This window comes from Dolichospermum sp. UHCC 0315A (assembly GCF_008121535.1).
GTDB lineage: Bacteria > Cyanobacteriota > Cyanobacteriia > Cyanobacteriales > Nostocaceae > Dolichospermum > Dolichospermum lemmermannii.
In genome coordinates, this window is the sequence record NZ_CP043056.1 from 2,523,527 (window position 1) to 2,547,735 (window position 24,209).

At 38.0% G+C, this 24,209-nt stretch carries 18 protein-coding genes and 1 pseudogene; 6 read left to right on the top strand and 13 right to left on the bottom strand.

The annotated features are described in order from the left end of the window. Positions 1–28 precede the first annotated feature (28 nt). The 4 genes from BMF77_RS12235 to BMF77_RS12250 form a co-directional block, all read right to left on the bottom strand. Entirely contained in the window at positions 29–1,942 is a 1,914-nt protein-coding gene (locus tag BMF77_RS12235; protein ID WP_148763113.1) for a hypothetical protein, read from the bottom strand. A gap of 66 nt (positions 1,943–2,008) precedes the next feature. Continuing rightward, a complete protein-coding gene (locus BMF77_RS12240) occupies positions 2,009–5,257 on the bottom strand; it encodes a tubulin-like doman-containing protein (protein WP_148763115.1) in 3,249 nt (1,082 codons plus the stop codon). An 18-nt stretch (positions 5,258–5,275) separates the two neighbouring features. Further along, positions 5,276–6,424, bottom strand: a complete 1,149-nt coding sequence (locus BMF77_RS12245; protein WP_148763117.1) for a VWA domain-containing protein — start codon at positions 6,422–6,424, stop codon at positions 5,276–5,278. Between the two features lie 332 nt (positions 6,425–6,756). Beyond that, complete coding sequence (locus BMF77_RS12250) at positions 6,757–7,131, bottom strand: cytochrome c (RefSeq protein ID WP_041458229.1); 375 nt, start codon at positions 7,129–7,131, stop codon at positions 6,757–6,759. 563 nt (positions 7,132–7,694) lie between these two features. Here BMF77_RS12250 and petG point away from each other — a divergent pair. Then, entirely contained in the window at positions 7,695–7,808 is a 114-nt protein-coding gene (petG, locus tag BMF77_RS12255) for a cytochrome b6-f complex subunit V (protein WP_015078754.1), read from the top strand. Between the two features lie 130 nt (positions 7,809–7,938). Here the strand turns inward: petG and rsmD are convergent, their stop codons facing one another. Beyond that, positions 7,939–8,520 (bottom strand): 16S rRNA (guanine(966)-N(2))-methyltransferase RsmD, encoded by a 582-nt coding sequence (rsmD, locus tag BMF77_RS12260; protein WP_148763119.1) that lies wholly within the window; start codon positions 8,518–8,520, stop codon positions 7,939–7,941. Positions 8,521–8,586: 66 nt separating this feature from the next. Further along, entirely contained in the window at positions 8,587–9,222 is a 636-nt protein-coding gene (gene hisH, locus BMF77_RS12265; RefSeq protein WP_148763122.1) for an imidazole glycerol phosphate synthase subunit HisH, read from the bottom strand. 66 nt (positions 9,223–9,288) lie between these two features. Between hisH and BMF77_RS12270 the strand changes: the two genes are divergently transcribed. Together BMF77_RS12270 and BMF77_RS12275 are read left to right on the top strand one after the other, a co-directional pair. After that, a complete protein-coding gene (locus BMF77_RS12270; protein WP_148763124.1) occupies positions 9,289–9,867 on the top strand; it encodes a peptidase C15 in 579 nt (192 codons plus the stop codon). 38 nt (positions 9,868–9,905) lie between these two features. Next, the gene (locus BMF77_RS12275) at positions 9,906–11,264 is read left to right on the top strand and encodes a DUF3370 domain-containing protein (protein WP_148763126.1); all 1,359 of its coding nucleotides are present in this window, start codon (positions 9,906–9,908) and stop codon (positions 11,262–11,264) included. Positions 11,265–11,486: 222 nt separating this feature from the next. Here the strand turns inward: BMF77_RS12275 and BMF77_RS12280 are convergent. The 3 genes and pseudogenes from BMF77_RS12280 to pheA all read right to left on the bottom strand — a co-directional run bounded on the left by BMF77_RS12280 (position 11,487) and on the right by pheA (position 14,904). After that, positions 11,487–12,249 (bottom strand): annotated as a pseudogene (locus tag BMF77_RS12280) (GDSL-type esterase/lipase family protein). A 16-nt stretch (positions 12,250–12,265) separates the two neighbouring features. Continuing rightward, positions 12,266–13,594, bottom strand: a complete 1,329-nt coding sequence (locus BMF77_RS12285) for an RNA-guided endonuclease TnpB family protein (RefSeq protein WP_148766947.1) — start codon at positions 13,592–13,594, stop codon at positions 12,266–12,268. A gap of 458 nt (positions 13,595–14,052) precedes the next feature. Continuing rightward, positions 14,053–14,904, bottom strand: a complete 852-nt coding sequence (gene pheA, locus BMF77_RS12290; protein ID WP_148763128.1) for a prephenate dehydratase — start codon at positions 14,902–14,904, stop codon at positions 14,053–14,055. Positions 14,905–15,014: 110 nt separating this feature from the next. Here pheA and BMF77_RS12295 point away from each other — a divergent pair, with 110 nt between their 5' ends. Beyond that, the gene (locus BMF77_RS12295) at positions 15,015–15,614 is read left to right on the top strand and encodes a DUF1997 domain-containing protein (RefSeq protein ID WP_015078747.1); all 600 of its coding nucleotides are present in this window, start codon (positions 15,015–15,017) and stop codon (positions 15,612–15,614) included. 13 nt (positions 15,615–15,627) lie between these two features. Here the strand turns inward: BMF77_RS12295 and BMF77_RS12300 are convergent, their stop codons facing one another. The 3 genes from BMF77_RS12300 to BMF77_RS12310 form a co-directional block, all read right to left on the bottom strand. Continuing rightward, complete coding sequence (locus BMF77_RS12300; RefSeq protein WP_148763130.1) at positions 15,628–16,272, bottom strand: ribonuclease HII; 645 nt, start codon at positions 16,270–16,272, stop codon at positions 15,628–15,630. A 256-nt stretch (positions 16,273–16,528) separates the two neighbouring features. Next, positions 16,529–18,664 carry an Rne/Rng family ribonuclease gene (locus BMF77_RS12305; protein WP_148763132.1) on the bottom strand — a complete coding sequence of 712 codons (2,136 nt, stop codon included), beginning with the start codon at positions 18,662–18,664 and terminating at the stop codon, positions 16,529–16,531. Positions 18,665–19,738: 1,074 nt separating this feature from the next. Further along, positions 19,739–22,342 carry a TIGR03960 family B12-binding radical SAM protein gene (locus BMF77_RS12310; RefSeq protein ID WP_148763134.1) on the bottom strand — a complete coding sequence of 868 codons (2,604 nt, stop codon included), beginning with the start codon at positions 22,340–22,342 and terminating at the stop codon, positions 19,739–19,741. Positions 22,343–22,973: 631 nt separating this feature from the next. On the opposite strand from BMF77_RS12310, the gene BMF77_RS12315 reads away from it, so the two are divergent. Further along, a complete protein-coding gene (locus BMF77_RS12315; protein WP_015078743.1) occupies positions 22,974–23,171 on the top strand; it encodes a hypothetical protein in 198 nt (65 codons plus the stop codon). A 75-nt stretch (positions 23,172–23,246) separates the two neighbouring features. On the opposite strand, the gene BMF77_RS12320 is transcribed toward BMF77_RS12315, so the two are convergent. After that, complete coding sequence (locus tag BMF77_RS12320) at positions 23,247–23,603, bottom strand: hypothetical protein (protein ID WP_210422342.1); 357 nt, start codon at positions 23,601–23,603, stop codon at positions 23,247–23,249. A gap of 270 nt (positions 23,604–23,873) precedes the next feature. Between BMF77_RS12320 and clpS the strand changes: the two genes are divergently transcribed. Beyond that, on the top strand, positions 23,874–24,155 hold the full coding sequence (gene clpS, locus BMF77_RS12325) for an ATP-dependent Clp protease adapter ClpS (protein ID WP_041457654.1): 282 nt from the start codon (positions 23,874–23,876) through the stop codon (positions 24,153–24,155). The last annotated feature ends 54 nt before the right edge of the window (positions 24,156–24,209 follow it).

Genomic DNA, 24,209 nt, shown 5'->3' on the forward strand with positions numbered 1-24,209 from the left:
GGGTGTGTTAGCGCCAGCGTAACGCACCTTATGTATCGGTATTTGTGTCATCAAGTTTTTGTTGATATTTCTCAAGATTCTTGATTAATAGCTCCAAACCTTTAATATTAGCCTCAAAACCCTTTTTGTTTATATTGGTTTGTCTGTCAATTCCTTGAATAATGGTATTACTCACATTTTGATATTCAGAAATTAGTTGAGAATTATTATTCTCTAATAATTTTATCAATTCTGATTGAATTTTAGTAAATTCAAGACTAAATTTACGAACATAATCATTAGTATCATTCACAAATGTTTGCAGTTTTTGATTATTACCATCTATTTGGTTAGATGCTATATTAATAGTAGTATTCACATCCCTTGTATAGGTTTTCACATTTTCTAACAACTGCTCAATAGTTGTGATTAATTTATCAAAACTATTGACTTTATCGCGCACTCTTTGATCTAAATCATCCAGTTTATTAACTGCTTTTTCATAACTATTAGCTCCTTGCTGAAGTCCGGGAATAATTTCAGTGAGAAGATTTTGGTTATTTTGATGTAAGTCTAATACCTGAATTGAAGTTTGGTTCATAGCTTTTATCTCTTCAGCTAAACTAATTAAACTCTGACTAGAATTTTCAGTTTCCGTTGCAACTTTGCTAATTAATTCCGTTGTATATGTTTTCACATTTTCTAATAACTGACTCATAGCTGTAATTAATTGATCAAAATTATTGAATTTATCGCTCACTCTTTGATTTAAATCATCCAGTTTATTAACTGCTTTTTCGTAACTATTAGCTCCTTGTTGAAGTTGGGGAATAATTTCAGTTAAAAGATTTTGGTTATTTTGATGTAAATCTAACACTTTAACCGAAGCTTTATTTGTATCTTTGATTTCTTCTGCTAACTTAATTAAACTTTGAGTACAATTCTGAACCTCCGTTAAAACTATTTTAATCAATTCCGTTGTTGCTGCTAAACTTGTAGCTGACTCAGAAAATTTTTGTTGTGTATTACTCAAATCTACAACAGCTAATGATAATTTGAGAGGAAACTCACTTTGATTAAAAGTTTCAGCGGACTGTTTAAATATTTGAGATGTCCCATTTAATGCTGACATAGAATTTTGAAACTCATTAGCAGCACGAGATATAGTTCCAGCAGCGTCTGTAAATTTTTCATAAACCTGTCTAGCTAAATCTGTAGTTTCTTTATTCCCGTCAGCAATTTGTTTTGCGACTTTTCCCATAGATTGTTCTACAGCTTTTCGCACTGTTTCCCCAAAATTTGTTAAAAATTCATCTTGCTGGGATACCATTTTATTAACTATTTTATCAAGACGGGTATCACCCTGCACTTCAGGAAAATATACATTATCTAGATAATCTTCTAAAGAACTAATTAATTGATATTTTGCAAAACTAGTATTCCAGATACCATTGGATATTGTTAATATAGAACTCAAGCAAATTCCTATCAAACTCGTACTAAATGCAATACTCATTCCTTGTAATGGTTTCTTTAATTCAGTAACTAAATTACTAACATCACTAGCATTAGTTTGATTAATCGTTTGACTAAGGGTAGATAAATTAATAGTGATACCTAAAAAGGTTCCCAGTAACCCAAAAGCTAACAGTAAATTTGGCAGAATTCGACATAAATAATCTATTTGTTCACAGGTAAATCCCTTGATTGTTTCCTGACTATAAATCTGGTCTATTAATGCTCCTGTATTTACCTGTTCTAATTGTTTACTAGCTTGCTGAAATCTATCCTCCAATGTTTGGATAATTTTCGGTTGTTCTCCTCGTAATCCTGTCTTAATTAATCTTTGGACTTTATCAGTTAAAAGTATTAAATAGCGATAAAGAGATCTGCGAAGAAAAATAGTAACTATAGTAACTATAGATAGGATGATGAAAACTAAGTAAAGTAGTAATAGTGGCATAAAAATGACCTTTGGTAGTGCAAGAAGTTTGTGAGAATTGGGTAGATATGAACTAACCATGAAAAACTATAGTGGATATTGGAGAAAAATTCTTTGTTTTTCTCGTTCGTATTCTTCTGAAGTCATAAAACCTTCATTTAAATCTTGTTTAAGCTGCTCTAATTCTTGTCGTCGTCTTGAGCGATTATCAATATTATCTAGGGGAGAATTAGAAACTATTTCCCCCACAATAGCTTTTTGAGTTCCTGTATTGTTTCTTGGTAGTGGATTTGTGTTTCTGAATTTCGCTTCCATTTTCTTCAAAAAACGATTTATAACGCCCTCCTTTGTATTATCGTTAGTATTCCTTGTATCTGTATACACTCTTGTCTTATAGAGAGAATTAGGATTATCTTCGGAAATTCTGGTCAGCTTATCAGGAAATTGACGCAATTTGGGTAAATATTCATTTTCCCACAATGTTGGATTGTTTTCAATTTCTAAAATTGTATTATCTAAAATTTGCTTTAATGCTTCAGTCATATTGGGGTTACTAGCTAGATATTCCAAAGATTCTATCCAAATTCCACTCAAGGAAACAGTATCATAACTATTCTGAAAATGGTCATAATATTGAAACTCTAATTCTTGAGTATCATGATTTTCTGCTAACAGTTCTAATGCTAAACAAGGATAAAAAATATTTTCCACTTCTTCCATTTTTCCAGCATTAGGTGGCATAATATCAGGAAAGGATATACGATAATCATTATGCAAAAAAGATTTACCAGAATTTTTTTCTTTTAAATATGGGTTTCTCATTTTCCCCAACCCAATAATTAATCTCAAAGGAAACCCACCGTATTCATTCACAAATAAAATTTCATCATCTGCTTGCACTTCTTGTAAGTCACTTTGTTGTACAGATAAATCCTGTGTCAATAGACTTTTAAACTGTGCCACTTCTAATTCTTCTGTATCCTTGTAACCTATTAATTTACTACTTTTGCCCTTATCAGGTACAAAATACCTATCCTCCAAATCTAAACGTAAAAGTGGTTGAGATTCCTGGATAATTTGCTTTAAACGAATTGAACGTGCAGATAAAGAATATTTCTGCATGAAGCGTTTAATCACAGAAGTAACAATATTTCTACCGCGAAAAGCAAATAAAGTATTAACTTTCAGATCAATTTTCTCTTTTAGCTGAGAATAAGTAGTGCGTTCCATATTCAGGAAAAATCCCAAAGATGCCCCTCTATCGGTTTCTTCAGTAAGTTCTGAACTTGCTAATATTAATTGAGGACGACTATCATTTTCTGGGATCATTGTTTGATAGCAAAGTTCTATATCCTCAGTATCAAAAATTGCCTCTCCACTCATTTCAGCGAAATTCAATTGTTTTAATTCTCTTTCCTCTTTTTCATAAGCACTTTCTAAGTCCTCTACTAAACTACTAAAAGCTGCAATTCGCTTTTCTTTTTCTTGAACTTGCTTTTGTAATTGATTGACAATTTTTAAAGTTTCTTGCAATACAGTTAATTCAAAATTATGCTTGATAATTTTGTAAACTTCTTGCATTACTTTTTTGCACTCCTCCTGAAATGGAATGTTTTTGAAATCAACAAAGGGAATACCTATTTTATTTTCCATATCTTCAATTGTTTTTTCTGCATTATCCCATTTTCTTTCTACATCTTCTAAGCGCTTCATGCCTCCAAAATCGGTAATTTTCTCCTGTAAATCCCCTTGATATTTATGTAATTCGTGTCGCAGAGAATCTAACCAATTGCGTGTATTTTTAATGGAGAAATTAGGATCTACTGGTGTGAGTAATTGCATCACATAATCATCAATATTCCCATTAAGTTCTTTGGTAATCTTAGGAGTAGCTTGTATTAATTTCGTCAACCAATAACCGCGACTACTTTCTGTTTCTCCTGGTTGCACTGTGCGAAATTGTTTATAAAACTCTGTTGCTAGTTGCTGACGGATATTACTACGGTCATCCTTGTTTCTACATTCAGCAATTAACCGGGATAATTTATTTTGCCAAGTTTTAAGACTATTACTAAAGGTCTTATTAGATTCTTCTACAGACTCTGCTAATTTATTAGTTAAACCATCTCTTTTTCCTAAGTCATTATGCCAACTATATTGAATTAAAAATTGCTCAAGTAAGTTAATAGGATCTGGACTTTGACCTTTACCATTTAACCAAAATCTGACTAACTCTAAACCTACCTTTGTTAAAGCAATTTCGATAATAGTGTCACGAGGAAAATAAATTGCTGACAGTCCAAATGTTAAGTAGTTTTGGCTATTACGACGTGGATGATCATCGTACTTGGTTATATGTTCTTGTAAATTATCTCTATTTCTTTTCACAGAAGCTGCTAATTCACCAGAAAATTCCAAAGCAATCTTATGGGCAATTACATTACATAGTTTACCTTGAGTAAGTATTGAATATTCTGCTGTTGCTTCATTACTTATTAAATAAGTGTAGTTAAATGGTGGACGCTTTTCTACTACAGAAACTACATTTTGAGTATCATAAAGTGCTTCAAATTTCGTCCCAGGAGAACTATAATAATTCAGTTCTTGTAATGCAGCATAAGTATTAGCAATCATGCTAGTTGTATTACCATATAATTCTGGACTAATTACTAAATAACCTAAAATTTGAGCGCCGTCTTCACCATACAGATTTTTTAGGGTATAGCCAACATCTAAAAACATTCCGCTTCCTGTACCACCACAAAGAGAACCGACAACAAAAATATTTAGTCCCGGTTCTATGATTAAACCTGATTGTAGTAATAAAGATTCATGTCCTTTCGTGCGTTTTTCTGCGGATTCAATGGCTGCTTGAATTTTTCGGTAGTTGTGGAAAAAAGCCAATCTTCCCACAGGTCTAATCCCTTTTGCACCTTCTTCTACTGCTGGGATATTTTGCAATAATTGCGGAGGAAACCATCTCCGAATATGCTCATAAGGTCCATAATTACTATATTCTGAACTCCGTTCTAATTCTTCTACAAACCTGGTGACATCTCTTGATGACATGGTAGCACCGACTTTTTCAGCTTCTTTAAAACTTAAGTCAACACCATGATAGGTACTCCCTGTTCTAATCCCTGTGACTTGTGTTGCTGCTTTATCTGTGTCTATATGAACAAAACTGACAATTGGTAAGTTATTTAAGTCTCCATAACGGTCAACAATTAACCTTCTAATTCGCATTAATACATCTCTACCAGTTCCCCCTAAACCGATACAAATTGTCCGATTAATTCCTCTAGTTTGGTTTTCCTTTGCAGATGCTTGAGTCATGATGTTTTTCCCTATAAACTATTTCTTGATTTTGATAGATATTTCGTATTCTCTCTGGCGTGAATCTGGGCAATTTAGGGTAAATTTAGAAGTTGATATGAGAGTTCGTGATGTAACTTTTTTATTGTTAAGTTCAATTTTTGTATCTTCTGTGGGAACTAAATAAAGTTTTTCTCCTTTCCGTTCTAAATATGCTTGTAATTCTCCACCTCTAAAGTCAATAGAATGTATACAGCTAGGATCATATTCACCAATAGCAATTTTTTTATTATTTGGTAATCTACATATTCGTTCTTCATCTTCTCCATCATCTTCTAACTTAATTCGTACCTCCCATTTTTTTTGCAATTTAGCATATTTTAATATACCCCCTACCATTGATGCAAGTATGAATAATAAAATTAAACTTGGTAGCCATAGCTGTTTGAATAAATAAGGATTAACTAAACAAGTTTCTTGTCCTCCTGGTACTGGTGTGCAAACTTCTTGAACTGTAGGATTAATGTCTACTACAGATAATGTATAATCTTTATTATCTTGGTTTTTAATGATGAGCGATCGCTCTTTGAATGATAAAGCCTTAATCCAATTCTGTCTTTCTTGACTTTCCGGTGATGTCGCAATTCTAAAAGGACTATTAGCAGGAGTTTCTATCCAAACTTCGGAAGTAATTCCTGGTTGAGTAAATAACGGTGCATCAGTAATCCAAACAACCGATTGCGGCTTAATTAGTTGATTTTTGGAAACTCGATTTTGATTAATCTGGGCAATACCTTGATATACTATTAACTCTGCTCTTTGAATATCTGTTCCATAGCGGTTAGGGTCAGAATTAAAAGGAATTTTCGCTAATACTTTATTAATATTTTCCGAATTTTTATCTCTAAAATATATGGGTGTTCCTAATGGATTTTCAACAGAGATAACGGCATCAAAAACCAAATTTTGAGCAAAGGGAACAACATAAACAGAATCACCAGGTTTGAGACTGTCTTCAACTATTTGACGTAAATGAATCCGACCTTGATCATTTAAACCTACACTTTCCGTGATATCAATAGCTAAAACCACATCACGTTTACCCCCACCCCACAGGGATACTAACTGTAAGCCATTTCTTTGCGTATCAGTCAGTGGTTGTCCAGGGGTAATTTTTGTCAAAGTCACAAACCCTATAGCCCATTAAATAGTGTGTATCAGAATTATTACACAAAGAGTCTTAAAGTTTTCGTCTTTACGCCTTGACGCGAAACATAATTTATATAGCTATTATGTAACGCCGTCATATCATATCATGTATACTTCTTATTGATTATCAGTTAATACAAATCCACAATTGTTGAATCCTGCAATAAAACTTTACAATCTTTGCGTTTTACCCTCAACCAGCATCTCGTATTAAGACAACTTTACATATCGTTACATACCTTTGAATTTTTCTGTTCCCTGTTCCCTATTGCCTCTTTTAACGAGTGAATTTAATTTTGTCTGACAAAAGTTCATAGACTTTCTAGATAGCTTAAAAGGTCTGCCATTTCTTGAATACTGGGCTGGAATTTAGGCATAGGCGGAGTTTCACCGCTAGTTACTTGATGAATTAGTCCATAGCGGGATTTATATTTGGAGATTTCATGTAAACTCGGACCAACTAGTCCATTTCCTTCTAAACCATGACAACCAGCACAGTTGATTTGGAAAATAGCTTTTCCCTGGACTGGGTTTCCCTGGAGGGATAGAACACTTTTAACATAAGGATCAGAGGCTTTTACTATCTCAATCCCAAACAGGATTAATGGGAGGGCTATCAGCATCGCTACGGTGAACATAACGAACTGTTGAATTAGGGTTTCAGGTTTGATGAGCTGGTTATCCAAAAGGGTTGCTTTGACAATGTGCAAGTTTTCATTTCCTACACATAGCTTAAAATTTCTTGATGGTGTTCGCAAGTACAAATGATAATTTTTATAAGGGAAATGCCGAAAACCCTTGAAGATGTAGCTGACTAAGTCAGCTACATCTGTGCTTTAGACAAGGGATGAAGGCTAGAGGCTTTCCTTTATCCTGCATTGACATTAATTTAAAAATTTGAAATTATTTCAAATTTTCATCCATATTCGTGAGACAATTAAATTGTCAGCAAAGACATTAAAAACCTACCGGGGGACTCTCGGAAAGTTACGCTTGTCAGAGATGATTCTGCCAGTAATGGCAAACAGGATCAGGGCAAGAACCCAAATATTTAAGGAACCCTGCCTGAATCTGGGATAACTGAGAGATATAGACTGAAACTCTCTATAGAATCCCCGCGTCTTTAGACCGGGGAGTGTCAACTAGTATTTAGATTTAAAACTGTTATGGGATGGGGGATTATTGCCAAATTTGGTAAAATCAAAAACAGGACACGAATCTTTCCATAATTACAACAAGGAGCTTTACAGTGGTTGAACCCCTACTATCAGGTATTGTGCTTGGTTTAGTTTTTGTAACTTTAAGCGGATTATTCTACGCTGCTTATAGACAATACAAACGTCCCACCGAATTGGGCGGCTGATATTGATTGATGAGTTGGGAGTGAGGAGTCACCGAGTCAGGAGTCAGGAGTCAGGAGTCAGGAGTCAGGAGTCAAGGAAGAAGAAAGAAGAAAGAAGAAAGAAGAAAATTCTCCGTCTATTCCCTATTCCCTATTCCCTATTCCCTGTTCCCTGTTCCCTGTTCCCTGTTCCCTGTTCTTGATAAAATGTCAAAGCTGTTTTGCCATAGCTTTTTTGACGGCAGATTTCCCAGTTGTCAATGTTTGCTGGTTGCCAATTTCTGTAACGATGTTCGACGGCTATTTCTCCTTGGCAATCTAAAAGCTGATATTGAGCGATCGCTTGTAATACTGGTTCATATAATCCACTAGTATAAGGTGGGTCAAAATATATTCTGTCAAATTTTTGACCTGATAATTTTTTTAACTGTTGGGTGACATCTCCCCGTAATAGCTGAAATTTTTGGTCTGGCTTGGCTACCTGTTGCCAATTTTCTTGGATAATGGCACAGGATTGACTAGATTCTTCAATGCCGATAACGACGCTGGCTTCCCTGCACAAAGCCTCCGCACCCATAGAACCACTACCGGCGCACAAATCTAACCAGCGACAACCAACGATTGTTCCCTGCCAAATATTAAACAATGCTTCCCGGACTCGCGCACTGGTAGGTCTGGTATGTTCACCTGGTAAAGTTTTAAGCAGACGATTCCCGTAAATTCTTAGACTCATTACTTAATTGATCATTAAATCTTCAACTTTGAGCAAATAAACACCTGAAAATATTACAAACTTTTGTTAAGCAAAAAATTTTTCACGAACTTGAGCCACAAAATTAGATAGAATTTGCAATCCGACATTTGATGATTTTTCAGGATGGAATTGGACAGCCATGAGATTTTCATGAGCGATCGCTGCTGTAAAACTTTGATCACCATGAGTCACAGTTGCCGCGCGAACTTGGGGATTTGTGGGTTCAACATAATAAGAATGCACAAAATAAACCCAAGGATCGATAGGTAAATGTTCCCATAAAAGACTTTTTGGTTGGTTAAGTTGGAGTTGATTCCAACCCATGTGGGGAATTGTCATCCCCGGTTGAGAACGAAAACGGCGGACTTTTCCGGGGACAATTCCTAGTCCTGGTAACGTTCCTTCGGCGCTGGATTCAAACAAAATTTGTAATCCTAAACAAATACCCAAGAACGGTTTACCAGAAGCGATCGCATCTTTAATCGGTTGTTCCAAACCACGCGATCGCAAATGTTGTACCGCTGGATCAAATGCTCCCACTCCTGGTAAAACTATAGCATCTGCTTTTGCCAACTCTTGAGAACAATAAGTAACGAGAGGGGTCGCACCAGCTTTTTCTAATCCTTTGCAAACAGAGTGCAAATTTCCCATATCGTAATCAACAACTGCAATCACTGCCATTTAGCTGCTCCTTGTAAATTTATGAGGGAGGGCTTTTAATTATTCTAATTCTAATTATTATTTATAATGCAAAAAAAAATACTATTAACTTCTTTTGACATTTGGTTAAGCCAACAAGAGTCAAATTCATCCGATGACTTGTTACTCGGACTAGCCAAAATGGCTTCACTCTCCCATGATTTAAAATTTTTGCACCGTCTCCCTGTCGATGTGCAACTGGCAAGTTCTCTCGTCATTGCCAAAATTAATGAACTCCAACCTGACTATATTATCTGTTGTGGTATGGCTGCAAGTCGTTCCCAATTAAGCGTAGAAGTCCTTGCCAGTAGTACAAGCACCTTGCCAGTAGAGTTTACAAATTCTGCCGACATCTTGCCTCAAGAGTCTAGAAATTCCCCCGAAAATATTTTACAAACCAGCGTTGATCTCGAAAAATTATTAGTCGGAACAGCAGCAGTTGAGATTAGCTATGACTGTGGTAAGTTTGTTTGCGAGGGACTTTATTATTCAGTCTTGGACTATTTACACCAGTCTCAACTCTCAATTAAGTGTATTTTTGTTCATGTCCCAATTTTCAACCCAGAAAATTTGCCAAAGATAATTGCTGATTTTATTGTGATCATTAACAACTTGGCACTTCTCTAGAAATATTAACGTCTGTTTAAACAAATTTACTCAGTATTATGTTGCCACTATTACTAGCTTTAACTCTTGCTCAAGCTGTTCCTGCCACACCACCACCAGAAGAAATATTACAAATACAATCAGTCCGTCCTTTACCGGGAAAATTGGATTCAGTGCCGGTATTTAATAGCAATAGTCCAGAACTGGTATTAAAAGAAGGAATTTTACTTTCTACCTTTCCCGCAACGGGAAAAAAAGTCACATCAGCCCATTTAGATTTTCCCTTGCGTGGACAGTTTGATATTTTTGCCCATCATATTGCCAAAGCTGACCCACCGGAAAATTTACGTTCTTTGTATTTGGGCATCATCTTACATAATCCTGGTTCTCAACCGGTGACAGTAAATATATGGCAAGGTGCGAGTTATTTAAGTCAACCAGATGCCCCATTTAAGGAATTACCATCTTTAATCCCCAATGATTTAGGAACAGTTTTTGCAGGTCCAGGGAGTCGAGTCATGTCTGATATTTTGAGAGGAAAAAGACAAGATATTTTTCCCTCCCAAATTGTCATTCCCCCAGGGAAAAGTCAGATGTTATTAAATTTACCAATTCCCGTCCAAGGACTAACACCCCCTTTAAATGGTCGTTCTACATATCTGCGACTGCGAAGTAATGGTAATGTTTACGCCGCAAGTTTGGCGATGTTTGCCCGGACAAATACTGACGGTAGTGAGCGATCGCCTAATTTAGCAGAATGGCAAAATTTATTAGATAATGGTGAATTATCCACCCCTAGAGATAAAGTCCCCACTCCCATCACAGGAAACAACAAACCGACAATTTACGGACGTGTAGCGGGAGTATCTAAGGGTTCTCGATGGTTAGCAGATATAGTAGATACACCAAAAAGCAAGTATTTAACTATTCCTCAACCTGGGGCAGCGTTTTCCTACGGTTTGAGTACCTTACATGGGGGAACATTAGGAACAAATCAAATTCAAACCGCACCCATGTTAGTGCGCTATCCTGATACTGCTTATTACGCTCATGGTAATTATGGGATTCAATATAGTCTCAAGTTACCTTTATACAACAATACTCAAAATCAACAAACCGTAAGTGTTGCAGTCCAAACTCCCCTCAAAGAAAATCAATTAAGTAAACCTGGACTTCGCTTTTTTAAGCTACCAGCGCGTCAAATCTTCTTCCGAGGGACTGTGCGCTTACGTTATCAAGACCAGGGAAAATGGCAAAATAAATTTGTGCATTTAATTCAAAAGCGTGGTGAAACGGGAGAACCTTTGGTATCGTTGAATATAAAACCAGGAAATACATCTTTAGTCCAAGTTGACTTTCTGTATCCACCAGATGCTTCACCACCACAGGTTTTAACGGTATCAACTCAAGCTAAGTAGGTAAACAGCATTAAACTGTAGGGGTTTAGCAATGCTCATTGGTGTCAAATTAAGGGTAAGTAGGTGAACTGAAAAATTTAAAGGTATGTGAAGAAAAGTAAAATCGCCCAAAACTCTCTTCCTGTTCCCAGTTAAGAGTTCCCAGTTAAGAGTTCCCTTGCCCCAACGACAATTTTTAACGCCAACCTACTTAATTAATAATTGATGATAAAATCCCTATTTTCATCTAAATTCTTGTTGCAATTCTGCCCCATAATCAGCTTGACAATGATATTCGGATAATTCTTTCCAGTTAAGTACAGATTCTAGTAAGTCCTGATAACCCAGTGTATTCGGGTGCAGTCCGTCATTGGTAATCCGTTCACTTCTCCATCCTTGACTACGTTGCATCCATTGATCAAAAATATCTAAATAGGGAATTTGTCTTTGTTCACAAGCTTGCCGTGTTGCTTCTTTGTAGCGGTATTGGTCAGCGTGATTGTAGAATAAACAATCCAGAAAAGGCATTTTGGTTTCGTCTACGGGAACCATCCCCACAAACAGCACAGGACAAAGTTGTTTTGCTTGATCTAGTAATGTGGCGATTTCTGATTCAAACTGACTAAAATCTGTGTAGTTTCTGCCTTTGGGACTTCTTAATCGAGGTGTATCGTTCACACCGACAGATAAAATAATCAAGTCTGGTACACGATTGCGGATTTCTCCCCGGTGGCGAAATTCCACTTCTAAGCGTTGGGCAATTTGCTGTGTGCGATAGCGTAAGCGCTGCTGCAAGCAGTTCGCCCCTTACTCCCAAATTATAAAGCACATGACCCACACTATCCGGTAGCATCCACCACCGTCGCAGTTGTTCCACCCAACCACCTTTTTCTGGATCACCGTATCCATATACTAAGCTATCTCCCAAGGCGACAATCTTTAAAGGTTGACAAAGTTTTGGCGATACAGATAATTGCATTAAGGTAGAAGTCTGAAAACTTGACATTATGAACTACCCCATCTTACTTCGTTGAAGATGGGGTTTCTACATCCCCGTCAGTAAGTTGAGATTTTTGACGTTTCTTTTGACCGAGTTGCTTCATACTTCCAGCATTCTTACGTTTGCTAGTGTTTGAAGTAGAGCTAGAATCATCTACGTCTACGAGGCTCGTTCCCAGCCCCGGTAGATTATTTGAGTACCAAAGCAACATCACTTCTGCCGCTGCAATATCACGCTGTTGGGTATATCCGCAGTTATGGCAAACATGAATCCGTTGGTCTAAAGTTTTCTTCTCTTGATTTCCACATTGAGGACAAGTTTGAGATGGTTTTACCTTCTTTGTAGGAACTTCTACAAATAAGCCACCAATGTCTGATAACTTAGCTTTTAAGGCATCCTTTATCATCCCCATACCCACATCAAGAATTGATTTATTTAGACCAGCTTTTTGCTTTTTACGTTTACCCCTTTTAGCTTTGGCACTCATGTTTTTGACTTCTAGTTTTTCAGTAACTACCGTGCTATTACTGCTGATTATTCGTGTAGTTTCTTGGTGAACAAAGTTCTGTCTTTGGTTAGCAACTTTTCTATTCAACTTACTAACCAACTTAGTCGTTTTTTTCCACCTTCTAGAAGCCTTAATTTTCCTTTTGAAGTTAGGAGCGCGTTTTCTGCGTTTAGCTTTTCCTAATTGTTTATTTCTTTGTTCTGCCTTTCTGAAAAAACGAGGTGCCTGAACTAAACCATTTTCTGACCCATTTGTCCAAGCAATTGCATCGTTACAACCTAAATCAATTGCAATAATTCCGTCATCAGTTTTCCGGCTATTATGAAGTAAAACATCATCAATTTCTAGAACAATTGAGGCATACCATTTACCGTTGCGGTTGAGGATATCTAAGGCTTTAGGATGTCCCCAAAGTCTAGCTTGACCACGCATCTGGATTTGACCGATTTTTGATAATTCTAAATAGCCGTTATCACCTGTGCTATGTACTTTCCATCCAGTGAATGATGGATAAGTCCAACCTGAATAATGACGAATTGACTTGAATCTAGGATACTTTGCTAGTCCCTTGAAAAACCTTTGAAAAGCAAAATCAACCCGTTTTAAGGTAGCTTGTAATGCTTGAGAATTTATGGCTTTATACTCTATCCAAACTTCTTTAAAATCCGGTAAACAGTTCTGTTGTTCAAAGTAAGAAACAGATTTACCAAACTTTTTATATGAAGTAATACGGTTCGATATAGCTGCGTTATATAAGTCTTTATGCAGTTGGCGGTGGTAGGACAACATTTCACTGACTTGTTTATTTGGATATAGTCGGAAAGTTGATCTCCGTAATGCCATCATCAATCACCTCCTTGGTTTTTATAGTATACTGCTATTATCTAATTTCGGCACTGATGACAGTCAATAAAGACTTATGGTTGCTAAATTCGCTAACTTTGTAGAGAAATACATTGATAATTTGGCATAAATAAAATATAGTTGTCAACAACTCAACTGTCTGAATAATTTCTTTCAACTGTGTTGAAAATTAATTATCCAGACGTTTCGTTTTTGACTTGCTTACATCCCCACCCTATGAGTACATCGAGGGTGGGGAATTACGCAAAACTGTTAAAAAGTAATGTAATGGATATTTGCAGAAGATTCTATATATTTTTACACTATTACAGGAGTCAGAAAGAAGGAGTTCAGGAGTTCAGGAGGAAGAAGGAAGGAGTTCAGGAGGAAGAAGGAAGGAGGAAGAAGAATAGTTTTCACCAATCCCCAATCCCCAAGCCCCAATCCCCAGTCTCCAATTATAAACTAATGGGTAACACGCTATAACTACCAAAGATTTTCAAGATTTCTGTATAATTTTGTAACTCTCTTAAAGCAGATTTCATCATCTGTGCATTCACATCTGCTTCAATATCCAAATAAAATAAATATTCGCCCAAAGAGCGTTTTGTAGGACGCGATTCAATCCGACTGAGATTAATACCCAAACGAGCAAATACCGCCAATGCTTTCATTAATGCGCCCGGTATATTAGCTGGTACACTGAATGCTAAGGATGTATGAGTACAATCAATGGGATGATTTTCCTCCGTGCTAACCACCCAAAACCGAGTACAGTTTTCTGGGTAATCATTAATACCCTTAGCTAAAATAGGTAAATTATACAATTGCGCCGCTCGAATAGAAGAAATTGCCGCTGTAGTTACTTCCTGTTCTAATCTCTGTAATGCTTCAGTAGTAGAATTACTAGGAATTAAATTGACATTTGGTAAAAAACGTGATAACCATCCTTGGCATTGAGCTAACGCTTGGGGATGAGAATAGACAGTTTTAATAGTATCTAAGTTAGTTGCATAGGAAATTAATGTATGTTGAATTGGTAAAACTAACGCTAACTGAATTTTTAAATTATCCAATTGCCATAAGCTATCCAGTGTCATGTTGACACTACCTTCAATAGAATTTTCCACAGGGACAACAGCTATTTCTGTTTTTTTATCTGCTATAGCTTGTAGTGATTGAGCTATGCTAGGATAAGGATATAAATTAGCGATAATGCCCTGATGGGTTTTTAACCAGTTGAGATAAAAAAAAGCTGCTTGTTCGGTATAAGTTCCCTGTGGACCTAAATGAGCGATTTTCAGATTCATGCTTTTAAATTTGGCGAATTTAATTAATAATGAAATGAAAGTTTGATTTTTTAGCAATTTAAATTGTTAAAAAATATTACAATAAAAAAAACAAATGGTTTAATTTGCTCATGGTTACTAAGTTTATTGCCTCTCAATCGGTGGAAATTTCCGTTCCTAAGCAATCTATTCCTATTCAACACTACTTGCGTCAACCTCAACGTTTGGTCAATGCCTTAGCTGATAATACAAGAATTCAACAACTTTCTGACGAAGTTTTTCGGTTAAAAATGCGTCCTCTGTCTTTTATGTCACTGAGTATTCAGCCAACCGTAGATATGAGAGTTTGGGCAGATGCCAGCGGTACAATTTATTTGCGATCGCTCGGTTGTGAAATACTGGGTTTTGAGTATATTAACGAAAGGTTTGCGCTGAATTTAAAAGGCTATTTATCACCAGTTCAACTCAATGGTGAAACTCACTTGCAAGGGAAAGCTGATTTGGAAGTTTTAGTAGACATACCACAACCATTTTCCTTTACACCCAAATCAATTTTAGAAACTACAGGGAATGGATTACTCAAAAGTGTGCTACTGACAATTAAGCAAAGATTGTTACATCACCTCTTAGCAGATTATCGGCATTGGGTAATCTCGCAAACTCAAAATAACGAGATTGATCATAACATTCCTGATAGCGGTAGAGTGACCAAGCCATATTACCAACTTTGAATTTTGAGTAGTTTTAAGATGGAATTTGGCAAGGACGAAAAGAACGCCGATGTAAAGGTGAAAGTCCGTATTTTTGAAGCACCAGTAAATGACGCGGACTTCCGTAACCTTTATTCCGTTCTAGATCATATAAAGGGTATTTTAATGCTAACCGTTGCACCAAATCATCACGCCAAACCTTAGCCATAATACTAGCTGCGGCAATATTAAGCGATAGTTCATCACCCTTAACAATTGTTTCTTGTGGTATTGGCAAATTCTTCACCAACTGATTACCATCAATCAAACACAGTTCAGGCTTTACCTTCAACTTCAAAACAGCCCGCTTCATAGCTAATAGAGTTGCCTGTAAAATATTCAACTCATCTATTTCCGCAGTTGTAGCATAACCAATTCTCCAGTCTAACGCCAGGGTATTAATTTTTTCAGCTAGTTTAGTTCTGCGAGAGCTAGACAACTTTTTACTATCCTTAATGTTATCTACCATCAGGATTGATAAAGCCTCTACTGGTAATATAACTGCCGCTGCCACCACAGGACCAAATAAAGCCCCTCTTCCTACCTCGTCCACACCCCCAACTGCACCCTGCATATTTGAGTAGCTAGAAAACTCTAACCAACTCGAATTATCCCAGAGTGCAGGTTTAATTTCTCCCATTGTCTAAACTGTGATTTGTGTGATTTGTTTGATTCAGATGATTAGTCGTAACTATGATTTATGTAATTGATTTAAGTAAGTAAGTAGACGAAAATAAATCAAAGTAGATTAAGTAATGTAAAAAATCTGGAGATGATTTCGTAGTAAGGGCTTCAGACCTCAAATGAGGAATAAGTTCCTCACTACAAACTTTGAATTATTCAAGCCGTTCTACTTACTTACTTAATTAATTAATCAATCACATAAATCATGAAAATCATAGTCCGAAACCATCTGGATCTAAGGCTGATGAACGACGACGACGACGACGATTAGGAGTAGATCCATTATTAGTTTCAGCTTCTATTTCAATCTCTGTTTCTATTTCAGTTTTTCCTTCAGTTTCAGTTGCTTTTACTTGGGGAACTATTGTCAATTCTGGGAATATTGCTAATGGTGGGAAAGATGATTCTTCTTCTAGCTCAAAAGTTGGTTTCGGTATTTTAATGGTGACAACTTCAGGAATTGTCTTTTCCATTACAATTGGTTCGGGGATAAATTCAGTTTCTTCAATAGGTGATTGTCCTGGTTGGACAACATTAATAATCACCGATCTTGGATTTTTTCCCTCCCGATCTAACTTGAGTAAAGGAGAAATTCCCATTTCAGCAAATGTATCTTGTTCCTTTGCTGACATTTCCACATTAATAATCTCTGGTGGTTCTACCTTAATCGGTTCTAGTTTGACTTTTGCCCGTTCTGGCCTTTCTGTCCAACCGGATTTATTAATAGTAGGTGGAGCGATTTCTGGGATTGGTAATTCAGGTTCTTCTAAGTCTAAATCTGCATGATTGACAAAAGCTAAAGGATTGGTAGGTAAGCGGGATTCATCTTTATCATTAGCGCCATTCACACCAATACGACTACGACGAGTCCGGGTCCGGCGCTTATCATTTAGTTCTTGGTAACTAGGATGATTGATCAAATGGAGAGAGCTAAATTCTGGTTCAGTTTCAAAACCATCTCCAAAACCATCATAGGTATCGCGGGGTGTGGCTTGGGCTACGCTACCAATATCAGGAATGCGGGTAGGTGCAGGTGTCCGAGATTCCCTTTGTGGCATCGGTACAAACCGCTCTGGGATGTCCGCAGCCGGAATGGGTAAGCGGTTTTCCGTTTCTCCCGGTAATCTGACGGTATGTCCTAAACCGCCGCAAGTAGGACAAGTTTCGCCAAATAATTCATAAATGTTTTGGCCTTGACGTTTACGAGTGAGTTCAACCAAACCTAGTTCAGTCAGTTGAGCAATTTGGGGACGAGCTTTATCAGCTTTTAGAGCTTTGTTAAAGTGTTCTAAAACTTGCATTTGATCACGTCGAGATTCCATGTCAATGAAATCAACCACAATCACCCCAGCAATGTTCCGCAACCGTAACTGACGAGCAATTTCCGCCGCAGCTTCGCAGTTTGTCCACAGCACTGTTTCTCTAGCAGTTGCGGAACGAGTAAAAGAACCGGAGTTAACATCTATGACCGTTAAGGCTTCTGTCGGTTGGATGATGACATAACCACCTGATGGTAAGTCTACTCTCGGTCTGAGGGCTTCGCGGACAGCCGCATTGATCCGGAAATATTCTAAGATAGGAGAGCGATCGCGGTGATGATCAATTAGCAATCCTTGGGGTGTTTGTCCACCACTCCAATTTTGTAAATACTGCTTCACCCGTTTTAAGCCCGTGCTGGAATCAACAACAATGCGATTCACATCACCACCATACATATCCCTGAGAACGCGCTGAATAAAGTCATCATCACGATTCAGTAGAGCCGGCGCACGAGAGGTTACTGCTTCTTGTTGCACAAGTTCCCACTGCTTTTGCAGCACTTCTAAATCTTCAATGATTGCTTCTTCTGGCTTGCCTTCTGCTTCTGTGCGTACCAGCAGCCCCATTCCGGCTGGTTTTACTAGAATTGCCAAAGCTCTCAGGCGATTACGTTCACTTTCGCTCTTAATCCGTCTCGATAAATTTACTCCCCGTCCGTAGGGCATCAACACGACATAACGACCAGGTAAGGTGATGTTACCTGTCAGTCTGGGGCCTTTTGATCCCGTTGGTTCTTTCATCACCTGCACTAAGGTTTTTTGCTGTGGTGTCAACAGTTCTGTAATCGCTGCTGCACTACGTTTTAGCCTTAATGGACCTAAATCAGTGACGTGAATAAAACCGTTGCGTTCTGGGTCGCCGATATTGACAAAAGCCGCATCTATCCCAGGTAAGACATTTTCTACTACACCTAAATAGATATCACCAATTTGGTGATGACCAGTAGCTACAACGAGTTCTTGTATTTGATCTTCCGAAAATACAGCAGCGATTTGATGCTGCTCCGCGATGATAATTTGTTTTGGCATTCAATTTCCTCAAAAATTGGCAGCACCGCTGGGAATTACAAGGAAGTTCTCTGTTATCCCGCTTGTCCTGACGGTCGCTGCTACAAGACGCTACTAGTAATAAAAATTCGCAATTTGAGTAACTCTGCAAAGTTATGAAGAGCTAACTAATGATACCTTGGATGCGTTTATACGCCGGATTATTCCTGAATAGCTGCATATATTTTACAGACTTCAATCAACCGCCTTTGGCCAATTTTCCATACTATACGCTGCTATTTAAACTTTGGATATCCGTAGATATCTATTTCAAAGTTAACGCTTCATCAAGTAAAGTTGACTATATCTAAATAGCACACACTTTGTGGAAAACCTCCGCGTTTAGACACGGTTTTTTTTGGGTTTACCATCTGCTGACGGAGGGAAATCTGCCTTTAGCACTGGATTCACTATCCGTGTTTTTACTAGAAAGTCTAGCTGGGTGCAGATAACTCACTGAGTCATCTTTACAAGAATTTTGGCAGGTTTCTAATCTCTGTCAATACTTACGTGGTATTTTTGACAATTAAACACACTTGCATTTGTAGCAATTGCATAAAAGCCCGCAATCAAAGCAAGTCTTATTTAAGAGATAGAATGTATCAGTGAATGGAGAAGTTGACGAAAGCTATTGTTAGTGATTGATTCACAAGGTAGCCATAGAGAGAGTGGTTTGTAATCAGCAGCGGAATTTGTCTGGGATACAATCTTAGAAGTTACACTCTTATATTTTTGCCTTCGCTCCCGTGATGATCACAGGTAGTGAATCAATTGACATACCCACCGAACTGAAGGTGCGGGGAAACACTTGACACTTCGCCAGAACACGCCACAAGTGGTCTTATCGTCCCTCCATGTCCGTTTAAAGTCTCCCAATGCCCTATGGCGACTATGACCAAATTTTAACATAAAGCCGTCCTGGAAGGACGAGGCTTGTGTCCCGTCTTTTCGGTCATTCAAGGCAGCACCAGAAAATTTCTCTTGATTATCATTCTAACGCAACCTTGCGAAAAATCAATTCCCACAATGTCCTAATTTTTGGCAACTACTAGCAAGTTATCCAATAACTAGACGCTTGCGGTGGATATGCAAGAGGTGAAATTCTCCATTCGCCACTGTTTCCAGCATAGACAATATTTGCTCAGGACGCAAGATCACACCGTCGGGACGACAGACACCCAAATAACGCAATACTGCTGTTGAGTCTGATTCTCGGTTGGATGCTGAAATTAATTCTATCTCCCACAGGCGATCACGCAGATTTATTAATTGCTGCTTACCGGATTTAGTTGTATGTGCCGATAAAATCTCCTCTTGATTTTTAATAGTTTCAATCCAACCTTGCCATTGTGCCGGTTGTACCTCGCTTTGGGGTATAGACACTGTTAGTAAATACTCGGCTGCTTCTAGAGATTGGGTAGCAGAGGGAGACTTGATATCTACTTCTACCACATTATATATAGGGATGTCAGTAGGTAGCTGCTTAACCAATTGGGCATGAAAAGTTTCAATATCAATGGCTTGGGTCAACTCAAAATCAACAATTTCCCCTTCACTGGTAGCACCTAAAGTCAAAGCACTGGCTAGACAAATCCTCGGACCAGGATGAAAACCACCTGTGAATGTAATTGGTAAACTGGCACGGCGCATAACTCGATCAAATAGACGCATTAAATCCAAGTGACTGACCAAAGCCATATCCCCTTGTTTACCAAAGCATACTCGCAATCGTTGAGCTTTGGTGGTGTTGGGAACAAAATCACCGATAAAGCTGGGAATGGGTGGTGCAGCCACAACCACATTATGACCGAAATCAGTGCCACAGACTCCACAATGAGAACAACCTTCAAAAGAGCAGTCAGGGACAATTGCGGCTTCTAGAGCGCGTTGGAGGTCTTCTTGTAGCCACTTTTTATCAATGCCAGTATCAATATGATCCCAAGGTAAGGGAGTATCCAAAGGTGAGAGGGTTTCTGGTTCTTTGTTGTCAGCAGCAAACAGATTCCATTCGCCATTTTCAACTTGACGGTATTTCCAGTCTAGACCGGCTTCGGTAATGGCTGTTTCCCAAGCTGTAAATGCTGCATCTACATTATCATACCAAGAATCCATACCTGCACCCAGTTCCCAAGCGCTACGTAACACTTTCCCCAGAGTGCGATCGCCTCTACCAATAAAGTCTTCCATGGCGGAGATGCGAAAATCCGTGAAATTTACTTTCACATTCTTCATTTTGCGAAACTCTTGTCGCAGGAGATTTTGCTTTCTCGCAAATTCCGTTGTGGAGACTGAATGCCATTGAAAGGGAGTATGGGGTTTGGGGGTAAAATTAGAAATGGTCAAGGTAAAGTTTAACGATCTTCGGCCTTTTTCCCAACATTCCTGTTTTAACCAGTTGACCGTTTCCACAATTCCGATCACATCGGCATCTGTTTCACCGGGTAAACCAATCATAAAATACAACTTGATTTTATCCCAACCTTGTGACCAAGCTGTTTTTACACCCCGCAATAATTCTTCATTTGTCAAGCCCTTATTAACAATATCCCGCATTCTTTGTGTACCCGCTTCCGGGGCAAAGGTCAACCCACCTTGGCGCGTACCTCCCAGGATATTAGCAATATTCTCATCAAATCTATCTACTCTTTGACTAGGTAAGGTTAAGGAAATATTGTCATTTTTTAAGCGATTTTTAATTTCCATCCCCACCGCTGGTAGGGCTAAATAATCAGAACAACTTAAAGACAACAGGGAAAACTCATTGTAACCAGTTTCCCGCATTCCCTTTTCTATAGCTTCTACTACTTTTTCCGGTTCGACATCCCTCGCTGGTCTAGTTAGCATTCCTGGTTGACAGAAGCGACAACCGCGAGTACAACCTCGACGAATTTCAATGGTGAGGCGATCATGGACTGTTTCTACATAAGGTACTAAGCCAATAGAATAGGCAGGAATGGGCGTAGCTACTCTTCTCAGGACTCTTTTGGGGACATCTGGACGCAGGGGATATACAGCCCCACCAATACCCATTTCATAGAACTGCGGCACATAGACACCAGGAACTTGCGCCAAGTCTAATAATAGTTCTTCTCGATTCCAGCCTGTTTTTTTCCCTTCTTCTAAAACCAAGCCTATTTCGGGAAGTAGTTCTTCCCCATCTCCTAAAACGATGAAATCAAAGAAATCTGTATAAGGTTCGGGGTTAGATGTTGCTGTTTGTCCACCGGCAAAAATTAGCGGGTAATTTCCCTGTAACCGTTCTTCTCTAGTGACGGGAATTCCGGCTAAATCTAACATTTCTAAGATGTTAGTTGCGCCTAATTCGTAACTGAGACTAAAGCCTAAAATATCAAAGTCCGTTAACCACCGTTTAGATTCCACTGCAAACAGGGGTGTCTGCGTAGTGCGGAGTTTTGCGGCTAAATCTGCTCCGGGTAAGTACGCGCGATCGCATAATTGACGAGGTTGGGCATTCAAAATGTTGTATAAGATGATATGCCCTAAATTTGATGCTCCTACCTCATACACTTCTGGATAGGTCAAAACCCAACGAATTGTTGCCGTATCCCAAGGCTTATGGACTGCTAAACGCTCATTACCCAGGTAACGAGCAGGTTTTAAAATATCCGATGTTATTAATTGTTCAACTAAAACAGCCACTTGCTATCTTCTAGCTACCATAAATTACAGCTAACCACTCTGATACTAGCATTAATTAGAGATTTTAACTTGAGTTCAATAATTTTATCTTGCAAATTTGGTGCTGCATGAATTATGTTTCGCGCAAAGGCGCAAAGGAGCAAAGGCGCAAAATTTTAGGAATTATATTGAAATTATCATATAAGCTTTTATAAGTTTAAATTTGCATTTGATTTGAAGATAACCTTTTTTCTGACTTGGCTACAAGTTGGAAGTCTCTTTACTCAATCTTTATAGGTTGAGTGGGTTTATTTAAAGATTGTCATAAGTCAATGGTAAAGTGTACTTATATATACATTTTTTTTTAGCAAGTTAAAAAACAATCTACTTATGCCTTCTGAATGCAGATTAATCATCTGTCGCTATAGCAATACTATTGCTGAAGCTAGGAATGGAGGTGGTTTCAGTAAAATTTCTCTGTAGTTGTCAGCCATTATTTTTACCTTTGTCGCTGATAAAAACAGAGTTCCCGAATAACTGGTCTTGATTATTTAGTAGTGATCTAAATCACCGGGTCAAGATGTATAAATCACCTTTTATACCGAACATTGTCTTAGATAATGACTAGTAACTACAATTTGGTTTATTTGTTATGAAAACTCGATACGTGATTCGTCAGTTGGTAGAAAAAGCCCTGCATATCCGCAAATTAACGCCAGAAATCGAAAATGAGATTAACTCAGAATTAACAAAGCTTGGTCATATCTCTGATGTTGACTATGAAGCTTTAGAATTACTAATGGCAGAGATGGATGCTGGTAGAGTACAGTTAGTTCCTACCTGGGGATAAGTCTCATCGCACTGGGCATCAACGCTGCTTACCAACATCCTATGTTGCTAGTATTACCTATGCAATTAAGTCTCTTTATGTTTCTTGTCCTTGTTGATATGCTTGCCACAGTTGATGAATAAATAAATTAAATTGTTGTTTAGCTCCTAAATCAGGCTCAAATTTGAGTTCTTTGGGAAAAAGTTGCCCTAAAAAAGCAATAACTTCTGTATCTAGAGCCGGTCTAAATAAATCTAATGGCCATAACAAATCAGATACATTTCGTAAATCCATCACAAGTGGTAATTCTTGGGTAGAGTTCACAAGCAGTAAAGGACGCACCCAGCACAATTGACGGGAAACCACGATTTCAATAACTTCTGCATAAAGATTTTGATGACTATAATCCAAGGACACAATTTGTCCTGGTTGAAATTTTGAGCTGATATCCATAACTATCTAGAGTAGGAACTATGTTGCCGTTTCCTTGATTTTAATAATTTCTGTTGCTAGTGAGGAGATAGAAGGCAAAGAAAAATTTTCTCTGTCCCATTATCAATGCAAATTTCTTTTATTTGTGTTATGATGCTTTAGGAAAAAACTTCTTAGCAACGCCAAAAGTATTTCCAGGTGAAACCGCGGCAGTGCAGAAGTAAATAACTGTTGAGCAAATGCCTAACAGGACTGTATTGTAGTAAATCAACAATAAAAGAGCAAAGAATCGTGTCAGTCGAAACCATTGAGAAGCGTTCTACATCCCGCAAGCTTGCGCCTCAGTATCGCGTCTTGCTTCATAATGATGATTATAATCCGATGGAGTATGTAGTACAGGTGCTAATGACTACTGTTAATAGCATCACCCAACCGCAAGCTGTTAGTATTATGATGGAAGCTCACCATAACGGGTTAGCTTTAGTAATTAGGTGCGCTCAAGAACACGCGGAGTTCTATTCTGAAACCCTCAATAATCATGGTTTAAGTAGTACGATTGAACCTGACGAATAGTCATTGGTCATTGGTCATTGGTCATTAGCAGTATATTGTTGACTAATGATAACT